The sequence below is a fragment of the Providencia huaxiensis genome (assembly GCF_002843235.3).
Classification (GTDB): domain Bacteria; phylum Pseudomonadota; class Gammaproteobacteria; order Enterobacterales; family Enterobacteriaceae; genus Providencia; species Providencia huaxiensis.
Map to the genome: position 1 here is coordinate 816545 of NZ_CP031123.2, position 16455 is coordinate 832999.

14 protein-coding genes and 1 tRNA gene are annotated in these 16455 nt (G+C 41.7%); 5 read left to right on the forward strand and 10 right to left on the reverse strand.

Translation table 11 applies throughout. From position 1 onward, the window contains the following. Window positions 1-347: 347 nt before the first annotated feature. The 3 genes from CYG50_RS05105 to ttrS all read right to left on the reverse strand — a co-directional run bounded on the left by CYG50_RS05105 (window position 348) and on the right by ttrS (window position 3831). Window positions 348-1292, reverse strand: a complete 945-nt coding sequence (locus CYG50_RS05105; protein ID WP_102139549.1) for a Kdo(2)-lipid IV(A) acyltransferase — start codon at window positions 1290-1292, stop codon at window positions 348-350. 58 nt (window positions 1293-1350) lie between these two features. Continuing rightward, window positions 1351-1947, reverse strand: coding sequence for a tetrathionate respiration response regulator TtrR (gene ttrR / locus CYG50_RS05110; RefSeq protein ID WP_102139550.1), 597 nt, complete (start codon window positions 1945-1947; stop codon window positions 1351-1353). A 126-nt stretch (window positions 1948-2073) separates the two neighbouring features. Beyond that, a complete protein-coding gene (ttrS, locus tag CYG50_RS05115) occupies window positions 2074-3831 on the reverse strand; it encodes a tetrathionate respiration histidine kinase TtrS (protein WP_102139551.1) in 1758 nt (585 codons plus the stop codon). 254 nt (window positions 3832-4085) lie between these two features. Between ttrS and ttrB the strand changes: the two genes are divergently transcribed. From ttrB to ttrA, 3 genes are read left to right on the forward strand one after another with little or no spacing between them, the layout of a single operon-like run. Next, entirely contained in the window at window positions 4086-4823 is a 738-nt protein-coding gene (gene ttrB, locus CYG50_RS05120) for a tetrathionate reductase subunit TtrB (RefSeq protein WP_102139552.1), read from the forward strand. Further along, window positions 4823-5851 (forward strand): tetrathionate reductase subunit TtrC, encoded by a 1029-nt coding sequence (gene ttrC / locus CYG50_RS05125; RefSeq protein ID WP_181490169.1) that lies wholly within the window; start codon window positions 4823-4825, stop codon window positions 5849-5851. The genes ttrB and ttrC overlap by 1 nt, the downstream gene beginning before the upstream one ends. Then, entirely contained in the window at window positions 5844-8918 is a 3075-nt protein-coding gene (gene ttrA / locus CYG50_RS05130; RefSeq protein ID WP_102139554.1) for a tetrathionate reductase subunit TtrA, read from the forward strand. Before ttrC ends, ttrA begins: the two co-directional genes overlap by 8 nt. 200 nt (window positions 8919-9118) lie before the next feature. Here ttrA and CYG50_RS05135 read toward each other — a convergent pair whose 3' ends face one another. Next, window positions 9119-10126 (reverse strand): nickel/cobalt transporter, encoded by a 1008-nt coding sequence (locus CYG50_RS05135; RefSeq protein ID WP_232368194.1) that lies wholly within the window; start codon window positions 10124-10126, stop codon window positions 9119-9121. Continuing rightward, window positions 10117-10752 (reverse strand): DUF1007 family protein, encoded by a 636-nt coding sequence (locus CYG50_RS05140; RefSeq protein ID WP_102139555.1) that lies wholly within the window; start codon window positions 10750-10752, stop codon window positions 10117-10119. Before CYG50_RS05140 ends, CYG50_RS05135 begins: the two co-directional genes overlap by 10 nt. Before the next feature lie 260 nt (window positions 10753-11012). On the opposite strand from CYG50_RS05140, the gene trhO reads away from it, so the two are divergent. Next, window positions 11013-12059, forward strand: coding sequence for an oxygen-dependent tRNA uridine(34) hydroxylase TrhO (gene trhO / locus CYG50_RS05145; protein WP_102139556.1), 1047 nt, complete (start codon window positions 11013-11015; stop codon window positions 12057-12059). Between the two features lie 328 nt (window positions 12060-12387). Next, complete coding sequence (locus CYG50_RS05150; RefSeq protein ID WP_102139557.1) at window positions 12388-12846, forward strand: Hsp20 family protein; 459 nt, start codon at window positions 12388-12390, stop codon at window positions 12844-12846. A gap of 144 nt (window positions 12847-12990) precedes the next feature. On the opposite strand, the gene CYG50_RS22975 is transcribed toward CYG50_RS05150, so the two are convergent. The 5 genes from CYG50_RS22975 to CYG50_RS05175 all read right to left on the reverse strand — a co-directional run bounded on the left by CYG50_RS22975 (window position 12991) and on the right by CYG50_RS05175 (window position 16415). Then, a complete protein-coding gene (locus CYG50_RS22975) occupies window positions 12991-13584 on the reverse strand; it encodes a LuxR C-terminal-related transcriptional regulator (protein ID WP_181489862.1) in 594 nt (197 codons plus the stop codon). Between the two features lie 212 nt (window positions 13585-13796). Continuing rightward, window positions 13797-14051 (reverse strand): biofilm formation regulator BssS, encoded by a 255-nt coding sequence (gene bssS, locus CYG50_RS05160; protein ID WP_004909784.1) that lies wholly within the window; start codon window positions 14049-14051, stop codon window positions 13797-13799. A 322-nt stretch (window positions 14052-14373) separates the two neighbouring features. After that, window positions 14374-15423 carry a dihydroorotase gene (gene pyrC / locus CYG50_RS05165; RefSeq protein ID WP_102139558.1) on the reverse strand — a complete coding sequence of 350 codons (1050 nt, stop codon included), beginning with the start codon at window positions 15421-15423 and terminating at the stop codon, window positions 14374-14376. A gap of 212 nt (window positions 15424-15635) precedes the next feature. After that, window positions 15636-15711: transfer RNA gene (locus tag CYG50_RS05170), tRNA-Asn, on the reverse strand. A gap of 260 nt (window positions 15712-15971) precedes the next feature. After that, window positions 15972-16415 (reverse strand): universal stress protein, encoded by a 444-nt coding sequence (locus tag CYG50_RS05175; RefSeq protein ID WP_102139559.1) that lies wholly within the window; start codon window positions 16413-16415, stop codon window positions 15972-15974. Between the last annotated feature and the right edge of the window lie 40 nt (window positions 16416-16455).

The window sequence follows — 16455 nt, forward strand, 5'->3', positions numbered from 1 at the left end:
ATGTATGCTCCTCGGGATATCTTCATTTTGCCGCCTAGCTGTAGACCCGACTATTTAGGGAAAACAGTATGAAAAACAGCAAGAAAAGCATCATAAAAAAACAGTTGAAAAATCACGCCATATAGAGAGAACAGTATAAAAAACAGCAAGAAAAGCATCATAAAAAACAGTTGAAAAATCACGCCATATTTAGAGAAAACAGTATAAAAAACAGCAAGAAAAACATCATAAAAAGCAGTTGAAAAATCACGCCATATTTAGAGAAAACAGTATGAAAAACAGCAAGAAAATCATCATAAAAAAACAGTTGAAAAACCACGCCATAATTTATCTGATTACGCTAATGATTAATGATGTATTTTATCTAAATCCCCATATAACGAAGGCTCCCCTTCAGGGCGTGTTTTAAAACGGCGATGTAGCCACATATATTGTTCTGGCGCTCTGAGGATCTCTTTTTCGATAATTTGGTTCATCATGGTTGCGGTAGCCAGATTATCTTCAATTGGGAAATCATCAATGGCAGGTTGAATGATGAGCTCATAGCCTTTACCTGCAGGTAAGCGCCTTGGGGTAAAGGGCACCACTAAAGGAGAGGCAAGACGCAAAATAATTTGTGAACCATTGGTCGTGGCCGCATTTTCTACAGCAAATAACGGTGCAAATGTACTATTGCGAGGGCCGTAGTCATGATCTGGGGCATACCACAAAATTTCCCCATTTTTTAAGTCGCGCACCATGCCTTTCATATCTTTGCGATCTAACATATATTTGTTGGAACGTAACCGCCCACGGGTTTGTAGCCAATCAAGCAGGTCATTATCATTGGCGCGATATACACCGATCCCCGGATTTAACATGCCAAAGGCACGCGCTCCAATTTCCAAGGTCAAAAAGTGAACGCCGAGGGCGATAATGCCTCTACCTGTTTGGCGAGCAGCAACCGCATTTTCTTCCCCAATGACGTTGACCCAGCGACGAACTCGCCAATCAGGCCAAAACCAAGCCATGCCCGTTTCAAATAAGCCCATGCCGACAGATTCAAAGTTTTTGTCGACACAGCGTTGCCGCTCTTGCTCGCTCATGTCTGGAAAACATAATTGCAAATTGCGCTCTGCGACTTTCACCCGCTTTTTCAAAAAGCGTTTAGAAAATAACCCTAAACGCGTTCCCATCCAATAAATGAGAGGATAAGGCAACAATACAAGAAGATATAATACGCCAATGCCTAGCCAAGTTAGCCAGTAACGAGGGTGGAGGAACCGTTTTTGAAATTTTGGAGCTAGTATCATTGTTATCCGAATATATTAGTCATAAATTAATAAAAAGGTATGATTAAACTATATCAAATTATTCGTTTAAAGCGTTAATTGCCTGCATGGTGCTCATTAACTCAGCTAAGTTACGAACCGCCATTTTTTCCATGACTCGGGACCGATGAACCTCAACGGTACGTACAGAAACACAGGCTGCCTCAGCAATTTCACGGTTAATTAAGCCTTGCAACACATAACCACAGATATCTTTTTCGCGAGGAGTGAGTGTGTCGTAGCGCTGCTGAATTAAATACCCTTCAGTGGCTTTGGTGGTTTGTGATTGAGCTTGTTTTAATGTTTTGGCAAGCAGCTGGCTATCAATGGGTTTTTGTAGAAAATCGACAGCACCGAGTTTCACTTGTTCCACAGCCATCGGGATATCGCCATGGCCAGACAAAAATATCACGGCCAATGTGCTTTGCTGCTCTCTAAGGTGTTGGTGAACTTGCCGGCCATCTAGCTTTGGCATGCGCATATCCAATAACACCACACCCTCTTGGTGTAGTGCTGCATTTTGGATAAATTTTTCACTGTCATTCCAAACAGTAACGCTATAGCCCAATGTTTCGAGTAAGAATTGGCAGGCATCCGTTACATCGGGGTCATCATCCACGAGATGGATCACTGGCATACATATACCTCGTCGTGTAGAGGGTGACAAAATAAGGTGCTTTATATGACGAGCATTGATTATCGTAATGAAGCCATTGTCACATATAGTTAATGCGAATGTTATCAATTACGTGGCAAAATATGCTTAATCCACGATTTTACTGTGATAATTGAAAATAAGTGTAACCATTAAGCCATGCAACCCATCATCACTCAGGTTATTTTCGATACGAATATCCCCACCTTGGCTTTGGATCAAACGCTGGCAAATCACTAAACCTAACCCTAAGCCTTCTTTTTTAGTCGTGGCAAATGGCGTGATACCTTGCTCTAGTTGCTCGGAAGGCATTCCTCCCGCATTATCCTGCAAAACAAGTAAAAAATGCTGCTGTGAAAAATGAAACTCAAAACGCAGTAGCGTTGCGCCTGCTTGTAAACTGTTACTGATTAAATTGGAGAGCAATTGCTCAAGTAATGTGTCTGGCAACATCAGGGAGATGTCAGGGGTTTCAGGTAAGATTAACCTCGAATTGGGGTAGTGCTGGTCTGCGCGCAATAATTGCCAAATATGGTTAATAGCCTGTTTAACTGATTGTGGGTTTAATGCGACTGCGGGGTCATGGCCCGGTTTACCCGCCCAGAGACGTAAATTACGAATGATGTCGGCTCCACGTTGAGCTTGGTCGTCGATTTTAGTTAAAGCGCTAATTAATGGATGGCTTTCAGACTCTTTAGTCAGGCGTAGAATGCACCCTTGGGCATAATGGCGGATTGCAGACAGCGGTTGGTTTAATTCATGGGCAAATCCAGAAGCCATTTCCCCCAAAATATTTAACCGCTGCGCCTTTTGTAAATTAGCTTCTTGCTCTCGTAAGCGGTCATGTGCTTCTTCTAATTGGCGGCTGCGGCGCCTGACCAAAAAGGCAATCCAAACATGGTTAATACCCAGTAAAACGAAAAATAATGCGACAAGGCTGATAGTGATTTGGTTTTGAATCGTCCAACTGACGATATCCTGCCAGATCTGGCGCTGTTGTGGGTGTTGGTTGACGTCTCTGAGCAAGGTTTCGACTTGAGTCACCGACGCTGGAGCTCCCCAACGCATAGCAGCTTTATCTGTTGATAATAATGTTTTGGTCACTTTGTCGACCAAATTGTCTGGAACTTCACTTAAGGCGGCAAAAGACCAATTTGGATACAGTTCTGTGCTAGTTAAACAAGAGAGAGAGCTTGGGTGTTGAATTAATGGGCGAAATTGTGTTTTATCAATCAACCCTTCGCTATGCATGTTTTCTAATAAACAGACAGGAACTATAGCTGCGGATAATGAATCATCACGCAGTGCGTATAATAATGCATCTGCAGGGAAGCCTAAAAATTGCATTTTAAAGTCTTTGGCAGCGTCGTATCCCATATCCCTTAACACTTTGTAACCTAACAAATAGCCACCAAAAGCATCAGGTGAAATTGCTCCGACTTTCTTGCCTATTAGGTTTTTAACGTCTGAAATATCACTCTCTTTACGAACTAATATTAAGCTGCCAATAACATTACGCGTTGTGCTGTTGGGCTCCACGTCTGAGCGAAGGGAGAGCAACCAACGTAAATGATAGCGGTTATCTAACTGAATAAATTGGGCAGGGTTCGTCAGCAAAAAATCAATCTTACGATTGGAAATCGCCTCTTTCATCTCATCTAAATTGAGAGGTTGTAATGTAAAACGCTCCCCAGGAATTGATTCATTGAGCGTATCAATCAAAGGCTGCCAATGAGATTGGGTAGAGCTTGGGCCGCGTAAGGCTAATACCCCAATAGTCCACTGGGCCGAAATTGCCGGCAAAGACCACGTCAGTAGCATGATTAACAGTATGTGATACAACGGCCTAGACGATTTTTTTAACATATTTGAGTTATTCGTTGCGTTAGATCAATTTAGCTACGGGTATGTGGTAAACCACAATAGGGCAGTGGCTCCACTCTTCTTACAATGGCACTACAAGTTCTATCAAGGTAACCCAACTGGTTTAAAGAGAAATAACAATTTCAATGGTTATCTTAACGAGACTGTACCCATTGTCAATAACGCATGTAATACAAATAACATATTGATTAATAACTTTTATTTTCGCATTAGCAATGTCAATACTGGAGCCAATTATGGATCTGAGTAAACGAAAATTTCTACAACAAATTGGAGCCGTAACTGCGGGGGCATCATTAATTCCCATCGCAGAAGCAGGGCTCAATTTTTCCCCAACACGCCGAGAAGGCAACCCAGAAAAACGTTATGGAATGTTGATTGATTTGCGCCGCTGTATTGGCTGCCAATCCTGCACAGTAAGCTGCTCGGTTGAAAACCAAACGCCACAAGGCCAATTTAGAACGACAGTGAATCAATATCAAGTCGCAGTGAAAGGCGAAGAAGGGGTCACTAATGTGCTGTTACCTCGTTTATGTAACCACTGTGATAACCCTCCTTGTGTTCCTGTGTGTCCGGTTCAAGCGACTTTCCAACGGGAAGACGGCATTGTTGTCGTTGATAACGAACGCTGTGTTGGCTGTGCTTACTGTGTGCAAGCCTGTCCATACGATGCGCGTTTTATCAACCACTCTACCCAAACTGCGGATAAATGCACATTCTGCGCTCATCGCTTAGAAGTGGGCTTATTGCCAGCTTGTGTTGAATCCTGTGTGGGTGGCGCACGTATTATTGGGGATTTAAAAGACCCTAACAGTACAATTCGTAAAATGCTGACGGAGCACGAGGCTGAAATTAAAGTACTCAAACCGGAAAGTGGCACCTTACCACAAGTTTTCTATATTGGTTTAGATGATGCATTCGTACAGCCGCTGCAAGGCAAAGGGCAGCCCGCATTATGGCAGGAGGTGTTCTGATGAATGGCCAAGTGACTTATATTTCAGAAATTATGGCTCAGCCACAAGAGTTCTTCTGGCTTCCTTGGGCGGTACAATATTTCTTCTTCATTGGAATTGCGTCTTGTGCGGTACTGTACGCTTGTTACCTTCATTGGAGAAACAAACCTGAAAACAGCCGCTTAGAGATGATCTCTGTATTTATTGCTATCACGATGGGGATCACTGCCCCGTTAGCATTAACCGCAGATTTACACCAAACCGCAAGGGTATGGCATTTCTACGCACATCCAACAATGTGGTCTTGGATGTGGTGGGGCTCTGTGTTACTACCATTATTCACCACATTTATTGGTTTATATTTTGTCGCGTTAGTGGTGAAACTGATTTGGAAAAAAGAGTTTAAAGCAACGCGTTGGGTAGCCTTGCTGGCTGCGCTTTCAGCGATCGGCTTATTGTTATATACCGGCCGTGAAGCCTCAGTGTTAAATGCACGTCCAATTTGGTATAGCTGGTGGATACCCGTATTGATGTTCCTGAGTGCTCTACAAGTCTTACCTGCTTTGATTGGTTTAGGGGCACGCCGTGAACCTCAATATCAAAATCGCTTAGCCCGCTTCCAAGTGGTGACATTATTGCTGTTCGCCGTGTGTTTTGCGCTATGGCTCTCAGGTGATACGACTTCAGGTATTGCCGTGCGCCAACAGTTAGATACAGCAAGCCCTGGGTGGTGGATGTTGATGGGAGTTTGTGCATTGTGGGTAATCACTTTTGCGATGTCCGTCAGTAATTTAAAAGCGACTCGCTCCATCCCATATATCACTATTTTAGCCTTAGTTTCAATGGCTTTTGCTTGGACGTTACGTTGGATTTTCCTGATGGAAGTTCAAGCGGTTCCAAAATATAACATTATCGCCAATCCATACCATTTCCCATTGGGAACAGATGGATTACTGGCTATCGTCGGTACATTCGGTTTATGGATTGCGTTAACAATTATTGTTCGTGAAGGTGTTCGCTGGTTTGCGAGGAGAGTGCAACATGGCTAAATTCTCAAGACGTCAATGGCTTAAAGGTGGTTTGGTTGTCGGTGGTATCGCATTATTTGGTGCAAGCTACCGTGATGTTGCCAAACGTGCAGTCGATGGTCTGGTTAATGGTACGTCAGGTAAAGTCACTCTTGATCGCATCAATGGTAACTCTTTACGCCCTGAAGGACAGGCGCTGAAAGGCTGGCAAGAAAATCCAGAACAAGTGGTTGCGATGACACAGTGTTTTGGTTGTTGGACTCAGTGTGGTATTCGTGCTCGTGTCGATACAGCAAAAAATGAAGTATTGCGTATTGCGGGGAACCCTTATCACCCACTTTCCCATGAAGAGCACTTTCCTTATGGTATGCCGCTGAAAACCGCATTTAACAAAATGAGCGGTGAGTCAGGCCTCGAGCACCGTTCTACTGCCTGTGCTCGCGGTGCGACGTTAATGGAAGGCTTAACAAGCCCATTGCGTATTCTAGAGCCGATGAAACGTGTTGGTAAACGTGGGGAAGGCAAATGGGAGCGCATCAGCTTTGAACAATTAATTAAAGAAGTGGTTGAAGGGGGCGATCTATTTGGTGAAGGGCACGTGGATGGCTTACGGGCAATTCGTGATTTAGAAACGCCTTTAGACCCATCTCAACCTAAATTAGGCCCAAAAGCTAACCAATTATTAGTGACCAACGCAGGTGATGACGGCCGTGATGGCTTTATCCGCCGCTTTGCTCAAAATGCCTTTGGTAGTAAAAACTTCGGTGCCCACGGTTCTTATTGTGGACTGGCTTACCGTGCTGGCTCCGGTGCACTGATGGATGATTTGGACAAAAATGCCCACGTTAAACCTGATTGGGATAATGTCCGCTTCGCTCTGTTCCTCGGCACATCGCCTGCGCAATCAGGTAACCCATTTAAGCGCCAAGGCCGCCAGTTAGCGACAGCGCGTTTGCGCGATTCATTTAACTATGTGGTGGTTTCACCTGCATTACCATTAACGACGACTTTAGCGAATGACCACGGTCACTGGGTGCCGGTGCAACCGGGCACTGATGCCGCGTTAGTGATGGGGATGATCCGTTGGATCATCGAAAATGAGCGTTATAATGCAAAATACCTCAGCGTGCCAAGTGAAAAATCCATGGAAGCAGCGGGGGAGAAAAGCTGGACTAACTCAACCCATTTAGTGATTACGGATGATAACCACCCATTAGCAGGCAAATTGTTAATTTCTTCTTATATCACAGGAGAAGGTGACAATGAGAAAGCCTATTTAGTGCAAGATGCTGCGGGTGAGTTAAAACTGGCGGATGAAGCCCCTACGGCTGAGCTGTTTGTGACACGCCAAGTGACCTTGCACGATGGCAGTGAAGTGACCGTTAAATCCAGCTTCCAGTGTTTAAAAGAAGCGGCAAACCGTATGACGTTGGAAGAGTACAGCCAGCGTTGCCATGTTCCAGTAAAAACCATTGAATCACTCGGTAAAGCATTAACTTCTTATGATAGAAAAGCCGCGGTTATCTCCCATGGCGGTATGATGGGCGGTAATGGTTTCTACACTGCATGGTCAGTTATCATGCTTAACGCATTGATTGGTAACTTAAACTTAAAAGGCGGTGTCTCTGTTGGTGGCGGTAAATTCAACGGGGAAAACGATGGACCACGTTATAAAATTGCCAGTTATAAAGGTAAAGTGAAACCTAAGGGTGTGGTGTTATCGCGCAGTAATGAAGTGTATGAAAAGTCAGATGAATTCAAAGCGCGCCAAGCGGCAGGTGAAAGCCCATATCCTGCAAAAGCGCCTTGGTACCCGTTTGCGAAAGGCCAACTGACCGAGCAACTAGCATCTGCCTTGATGGGGTACCCCTACGCACTGAAAGCGTGGATCACCAATATGACTAACCCTGTATACGGTATCGCAGGTATTCGTCAGGTGATGGAAGAAAAACTGAAAGACCCAAAACATTTACCGCTGATTATTGGTATTGATGCCTTTATGAATGAAACCACGGCATTAGCAGATTATATTGTGCCGGATACCCATAATTTCGAAAGTTGGGGGTTCAGCGCACCCTGGTCTGGTGTGCAGGTCAAAGCCAGTACGGCACGTTGGCCAATTGTTGAGTCACGTACAGCTAAAACCGCGGATGGCCAGCCGGTTTCGATGGAAAGTTTCTGTATCGCTGTAGCGAAAGAACTTAATTTACCAGGCTTTGGCGATAACGTGATTGAGGACATGGATGGCAACATGCATTCACTCAATACAGCGGAAGACTATTACTTAAGAGTGGCTGCCAATATGGCATGGTTAGGGGAAAAACCAGTCCCTGAAGCCGCAACAGAAGATATCCAAATCAGTGGCGTGGAGCGCATTTTACCGGCTATTACGCGGACTTTAAAACCGGAAGAAGTGCGTCGTGTTGCCTATATTTTCACACGCGGTGGTCGTTTTGCACCTTATGAAAAAGCATGGGATGGCGATGCAACAGGCCCTCAGTGGAAAAAAGGCCTACAAATTTGGAACCCAACGGTGGCAATTAACCGCCATGCTATAACCGGTGAGCGCTATAGTGGTTGCCCGACCTATTATCCACCACGTATGGCAAATGGCGATGATGTGAATACGGTATTCCCAGAAAAAGAGTGGCCGTTGAAACTGATGTCATTTAAATCCCATGTCATGAGCAGTTCAACGACTGTTATTGAACGTTTACGCCATGTGAAACCGACGAACCTTGTTGCTATCCACCCGGATGACGCTGCGAGAATGGGGGTAACACATGGAGATTGGATCCGCATCACCACTCCGGGTGGCCATGCTGAAGCCCAAGTGAGTGTTCTTGATGGCGTAATGCCTGGTGTGCTGGCAATTGAACATGGCTATGGACACACAGAAATGGGGGCGAAGCAGCATTATCTTGATGGCCAACCAATGCCAATGAATGCGGCAAATGGCTCAGGAATTAACTTAAATGACCTTGGGTTCGCTGACCCAACGCGTGAAGTCGCCAACACGTGGTTAGATTGGGTCTCGGGGGCATCAGTTCGCCAAGGCTTACCTGCTCGCATTGAGTTAATTGGTTAAATGAAGTAGTAAGGATGGTTAGTGATGAGGACCTGCATAGCTTTATCATTAGCCATCTGGTAGTTGGCAATAAAATTGGAAGTTGTAATAGTTGGAAGTTGTAATAAGTAGTAAGCAGTTGACATTGCGCATAAAACGGTGTTACTGCACCGTGACTTCGGCAAATGCCTGGGAGGGGGAGCCCTCCCTTTTTTAATGGTTTATCGCAACAGCGGGGAAACCGATTGTTCTAAGCCAATACTCTGTAACATCAAAACGCCCATCAAAATAAATAAAAGACCTGCCAAAATTTTCAGTGTGATTGCCCAATATGGGGAAAGTGACTTTCCTTTTAAGCGTGATACCCGAACGGCATTATCACGCATTAAATGAACAAAAATAGCGATTAAACAAATAGTTAATGCAGTCCCCATAGCCATTGCTAAGGCTGCGATAACCCCCCACGCATATACCTCAATGACATAAGAAAACAGCAATACAAGAATTGCCCCGGAACAAGGGCGAATACCCATCGATAAGATAATCAATAGCTTACTTTTAAAACTGGATTGCAATTGATGGGATTGGATAACGTGTTGGTGTCCACAGCCACAGTTGTCTGAGTGGCTATGGACTTTTGTTTTACTTATTGTTTTCGTTGAAGAATTCAATGGTTGAATGCTTTTTATCGTGAGTGGCGCCAAGTGTTTTGATTTGCGGATTGACCAGCTACGACGCAGTGCGCTGATGCATAAATAACCACCTAGCAAAATGACAAATAGATAACTGGTTTGCTCGGCATATAAACTGGCTTGGTTGAGATGTTTAGTAGAGAGTTGGAATAGGATCAAGACTAAGGAAACTAAAGTGATCGCAACAAGCCCTTGTAAGAGTGAGGCTAGTAAACTAATGATAACACTCTGCTTTAAATGAGTCGCTTGAGTTGCAATATAAGTGGTGATAATTAATTTTCCATGTCCCGGGCCAAGGGCATGCAAAAAGCCATAAGCAAAACTAGCAACCACCAGTAACCCGCCTGCATACCATGGGCGAGAAGTGGTTTCTTGTAATAGGTAAGATAGCCCTTGGTTTAACTGTTTTTGCCAAGCAAAGCTAAGTTGTAGCCATGATCCCCAGTGGGTAAATAGCTGCCAAGCGGCATAGGTAGTAAGCCCCATAAACAGCGCAGTGATTATTAATTTTGGTGTGCGTAAAGGCATTATGGACATTGAATATCAACCCGTTGTGCAAACTGTTTGCCAAGTGCCAAATCTTCTTCTGGGTTATCAATTTTATCTAAGGAAAAAGCGTAGGCGCGCATTGAGTCGGTGACATTTGCTTCTTGTAGTTCCATCTGGCAATTTGCGGCAATATCTAAAGGCAGGTGAATTTGCTGTTTATTTGGGTAAGTCATGCTGACGTAGAAAGTTGGGTCGTAAGTTTGAATTTCTATGTGGGAACCAGTAATAGGCAAGGGCTGCATAAAGGAAGCGGTAAAGAAAAAAACTAAAGAAAAGCCATCTTTTTCTAAATGATAGCTATCAGGAATACGTTTAAAGCTGACTTTCTTTCCTTGATAATAAAAGTCAGTGAAATAATCCTGCATCAACACATTAGCCATAATAATAGCTTCTTGCTGTTTCCAACGCGGGTCATCCGGTTTGATACCTTTTAATTCATATGCGATATCCGCTGATGTCATTGGGTCCATTTTCCAAACATAGCTAATCCCTGAATATTTATCTTGTTTACTTTCAAGGGAAATTTGCATCTCAATAAAACTATGAGGGTGTGCCGCTGCGTGTGGAGCAACCATAAACAGAAATAAAAAATAGAAAGGAAAAAATCGCATCATTCAGTCAGCTAAATTGTTTTATCAAAAAAATGTTATAACATAACGAAGCGCAAACTAAAAAGAAAAATATCCGCTGATGATTGAAAATGGTATCTAAACGATTGGTTAATACTTTCATCACAATAACCCTGTAAATAAAGGGTTTTTTATTAACAAAATAACAGCGATAATATTTAATAATGGTCAAGTGTGTCCACTTCGTGGACACCATCCGATTTTTGCTTTAGAAATTAACTCGTTACAAAGGAAAAGAGAACACCATGCCAGTGTTACATAATCAAGTTTCAAATAAAATTTTAAAAGAGCGTATGTTGGCTGAAACTGAGCCTCGTACCACAATCTCTTTTTATAAGTATTTCACTATTCAAGACCCAAACGAATTTCGCAATCAATGGTATCAACAATTTAAATCATTAAGCGTTTTTGGGCGTGTTTATATTGCCAAAGAAGGTATTAACGCCCAAATTAGTGTGCCTGAATCCAATGTGAACGCATTACGCGAACTTATCTATGCAACAGACCCTGCATTAGAAAACCTACGTTTAAATATTGCGATTGATGATGACGGTAAATCGTTCTGGGTGCTGCGCATGAAGGTCCGTGAGCGTGTGGTAGCTGACGGTATTGATGACGAAACATTTAACCCAGCAAATACGGGGCAATATCTAAAAGCTCATGAAGTGAATGAGATGATTGATGACCCAAATACTGTTTTCGTCGATATGCGAAATCATTATGAGTATGAAGTAGGGCGTTTTGATAATGCAATTGAAATACCGTCAGATACGTTTAGGGAGCAACTGCCAATGGCGGTTGAAATGCTGCAAGAGCAAAAAGACAAAAACGTTGTAATGTATTGTACTGGTGGGATCCGTTGTGAAAAAGCCAGTGCCTATATGCTGCATAACGGCTTCAAAAATGTCTACCATGTTGAAGGTGGGATTATTGAATATGCACGTAAGGCGAAAGAACAAGGCCTACCTCTACGGTTCAAAGGGAAAAACTTTGTTTTTGACAACCGTATGGGTGAGCGTATTACAGAGGACACATTAGCACAATGCCACCAATGTGGGGCTCCTTGTGATGCGCATACCAATTGCCGTAACGATGGTTGCCATTTGTTGTTCATTCAATGCCCTAGCTGCGCAGAAAAGTATGAAGGTTGTTGCAGTTCATCTTGCACAGAAGAAATGAAACTTCCAGAGCAAGAACAACGGGCACGCCGTGCAGGTCGTGAAGTCAGTAATAAAATCTTTAATAAGTCACGTCACCGTTTATCCGATGGGTTATTAAATAAAGATAACTAGTTATTGATATTCTCGATAATAAGATAGCCCTATAATTAGGGCTGATTAGAGCAAGATAAAATTAATTGAAATAAAAAATTTATTTCATTCGATGTCATCACGTTGCTTATACCCCATGCATTTTGTATGAAATTCATGGGGTTTTTGTTAATGGTTTGCAGCTGGTAACGCCATTTTGTAAAGAAGTGTAATTTAAGGCTTGAAATACGCGTAACTGGCACTATATAAGAATTGCACCAAGAAAGAGCATTATCCCATACTAGGTACACAGGTAATGGTGCATAGTCGTACGTGTTTAGATTGATATAAAAATATTGAAGGAGAAATTATGTCTAACATTAGATCTTTTTCATTATTCCCAACATTATCCGATAGCCTACTTTCTAACAGATTTGACCAAATGGATCGTTTGTTTAGCCAGCTAACAGGTAATAGGCCTTTAACTTCAGAGAATCCGTATAATTTAAAACAAGTAAATGAAACAAGCTATCAATTAACGGTTAGTGTTCCAGGTTATAAGGAAGAGGACTTAAGCGTATCCCTAAAAGGTGGGAAATTGTATATTCAAGGTGAGCAATCAGCAGAATTAGTTAATGATTCTGAGAAATGGATCCATCAAGGAATAACGCAAAGTAAGTTTTCCCTTGAGTTTAACCTCGGTAAAAATGTGAAGATAGAAAGTGCTGAGTTATCTAGTGGTTTACTAACTCTGGATATTGAATATGAAATCCCGGATGAAGAAAAACCTCGAGTTATCGCTATTGAAAATAAAGATATAAAATCATAGAACTAAAATTTATGGCCCGTCAGCAGTTAGAGTGACTTTATAACGATGGACACTTTTGTTGACTGGTTTGCAAGGCCTGATTTCGCTATTTAAACGGAGTCAGGCCTTTTAGTTTTGTTTCAGTCAATTTAAATTAAAACATTTTTAATATAAATATTTAAATACATTATATATAAAAAATAACTCAATTCTATTTTTGACGAAAACTTTCGAGGCTATATGCCTTTTTTGTGAATAAACAGTACTGTTACTGATCCCTAACTTTCGAGAAATAATATGATTAGGCGTCTCATTCATCCAATTATTAATAATGTTTTGTTCTTTAATTGTAAAAATGGATGAATCTATATTATTAGCAAGTTTGGTAATTTTTTCGATTTGCTCATGGTCTTGAATAACTCTATCAAGCGTTTGAATAATAATGCTTTTTGATAGGATGAAATAATTATCTTTTAATAGTAATGGGTTGTTTGTTTGTGGGTAAGGGGCATTTATATAAATATAAAAACGTGTATTATTAGCATTGTTTAATAACTGCTGTAGGATAGGGCAGTAATTAGAGTAATTACAATAGTATGTAAGATTCACTAATATAATACTTGGTAGTTCTGTGTTTATAAAGCCAATGGCTTCTTTTATACATCCTGTACTAATAAATTCGAGTTTTTTATTTTTGGATAAATATTCTGTAATGCCAAGACGTGTATAATAACATTCATCAATAACTAATATTCGCATTGGAACATCCTTGTTTAAGAAGATATCTTACAATAAATTGGAATTGATAGAGAAGTCAACCAAGGATTAATAAAAACAATAAATAGTGTTCTTATTTACAATTGCAAATTATTAATTAATTGATAAGGTAATTATATAAGGATATATAATTACCCATATGGATGAATATATAAATAAATGGATATTAGTGACGCTAATATCCATTTATTTCCCTAGTGTGTTTTAAAACCAAGCTCGACATATTCACCTGACTCTATCTTGTCTACGCCAGCTTGGAGAATATGAATGAGTTGTTTAGCCACATCAGTCGTTAGCCACATGGTTTTATCCACAATAGCGTCACCTGTGTGTTTATCTTGTTCAGGGAGGTAGTGCAAACGCAACATCATAGCGTCGTAATCATCGACTGTGCTGATGTCCCAGCCAACTACTGGGTGGGTTTGAATGACATCATTTTTTTTATTCATATAAACCTCCTAATCAAACATCGTGATAAATAATAAATATCTATAACTGACTAAGAGCAATGATCTCGTGATGAGTCCACTTTCAGTATAAGGAGATTTCACCAATAATAAAGCAAATAAAACATTTTTTTTGTTTATATGACAGAAAATGCATAAAGTGAATCATTATGTTCGTCGGCAAGTGTCATCAATTGTGAAAATACACAAGGAAAATCAATTTATTGATCTTTAATTGGCCATGCTAAGTCGGTAAATTATGTTTTTATCCTACTTAGCTAATAATGATATGGGAAGTCATTTTAACTTCCCATTGACGTGTTCACTACTGGCCCAGAGAAATTGTCCAGCGAGCGTCTTCTCCTGCTAAGAAAGGAACTAATTTATCATTGCAGCAGTCAATCGATTCACAAATGATATTTTGCTCTTTAGTTAGCGTGATGGTTCCTTCATTCACGGGTAAGTTATAGAATTTAGGGCCATTTAATGAACAAAAAGCTTCGAAATGTGCTAAAGCCCCGAGTTCTTCAAAAACACTTGCGTAAGCCGCTAATGCAGTAGGAGCGTTAAAGACTCCAGCGCAACCGCAGGAAGACTCTTTACGTGACTGTATGTGTGGTGCGGTATCGGTACCGAGGAAGAAACGCTCACACCCTGAAGCAACGGCTGCACGTAGTGCTTCTTGGTGCACATTTCGTTTCAAAATAGGCAAGCAAAATAAATGCGGTCTTACACCACCAACTAACATGTGGTTACGATTAAACATTAAATGTTGAGGTGTCAAAGTTGCAGCTGTAAATTCATTTGCTTCTTGGACATACTGAGCCGCTTCTTTGGTGGTTATGTGCTCAAAAACAATTTTCAGTTTTGGAAACTGTGCCCGTAGTGGCAACATAACTTGTTCAATAAACAGTGCTTCTCGGTCAAAAATATCGATATGGCTTGCAGTGACTTCACCATGGATAAGCAGTGGCATTCCTGCTTCTTCCATTGCTGCTAATACGGGGTAAATCTTTTTAATATCAGATACGCCATGGCTAGAGTTAGTTGTTGCATTAGCCGGGTAGAGTTTACAGGCCGTAAATACCCCTTCGTTAAAGCCACGAATGACTTCAGTAGGATCTGTGCTATCAGTAAGGTAGCAAGTCATTAAAGGGGTAAATTGATGCCCTTCGGGAACTGCGTTTAGAATGCGCTCACGGTAAGCCTTTGCGGCTTCAATCGTTGTGATTGGCGGAACTAAATTCGGCATGACAATTGCACGGCCAAAAAATTCACTGGTATAGGGAACGACCGTTTTTAACATATCATCATCGCGAAAATGAACATGCCAATCATCAGGGCGGCGGATCGTTAGGGTAGTTACAGTTGTCATTAAACCGGCTCCATAAGGGAAGAGTGAATGATGAGCGAGTGCTCAAGCCGGAATAGAATGATAAAGGTAAAGTGAAAAAATAGCTATGAGAAATCGCGATTATAGCGTATTTCAGAGGCAGATCGTGCAAAAGACGTAAATAGGTTAATTATTCAAATCGTTTAATAGCAAAAAACCTGCTTAAGTTTCCTTAAGCAGGTTTCTCTAAAATTTGGCTCCTCCAGCTGGACTCGAACCAGCGACATACGGATTAACAGTCCGCCGTTCTACCGACTGAACTATGGAGGAACTCCTTGGTACGCAGAGGATATTAGCTTTCTCTTACTGTATTGTCAAAGGAGAATAGCGAAAAAAATGTTTGTTTGCCTGTTATCTGTGCGAACTGTCGGAAGTTTGATCGAAAATAGGCTAGAGGTGATAAATCAAAGCGATACACTAACGAAAGGCGTGTCACAAATCTGTGTTGATGGGCTGTATATTATTTTGATTTTAGTGGCTAACTGCGGTTAACCACTGGGTAATAGCTGGATATTATTTACCAGAAATATCTACAGTGGAATGACGAGAACGGGTCGGGTGATATCGTCGAGTAAACTACGAGTCACCGAGGTATTAAGCCAGCGCCCAAGTGAAGAAAGATGACGATGAGAAATGATTAATAACTCACAATTATACTTTTCCATTTTCTTGGGGATGGTATTGATAGGTGTACCCGCCGCGAGTAGCCCTTCGGCTTTAAACCCCATGTTGTTTAAGGCGGTTGTGACTTCTTTTAACTGTTTTTGTGCCAAAGCTTCTTCTTTTTGCGCGGCAGGGTATTCATCCCACTCATCACTCTCTTTAGTTAATCCAGTACGGCTTAGTGCAAAGGTATTATCAACAACAGTTAATACAATGACATTGCTGACGCAGCCAGCCATGCGTTGCATAAAGCTAAGGGCATTACTGCTATTTTCAAAGCTGTCGACCGCTAACAATACATTATTAATCATGATTATTTCCTAATAAGCGACCTAAATAGCGCTCTTAAAG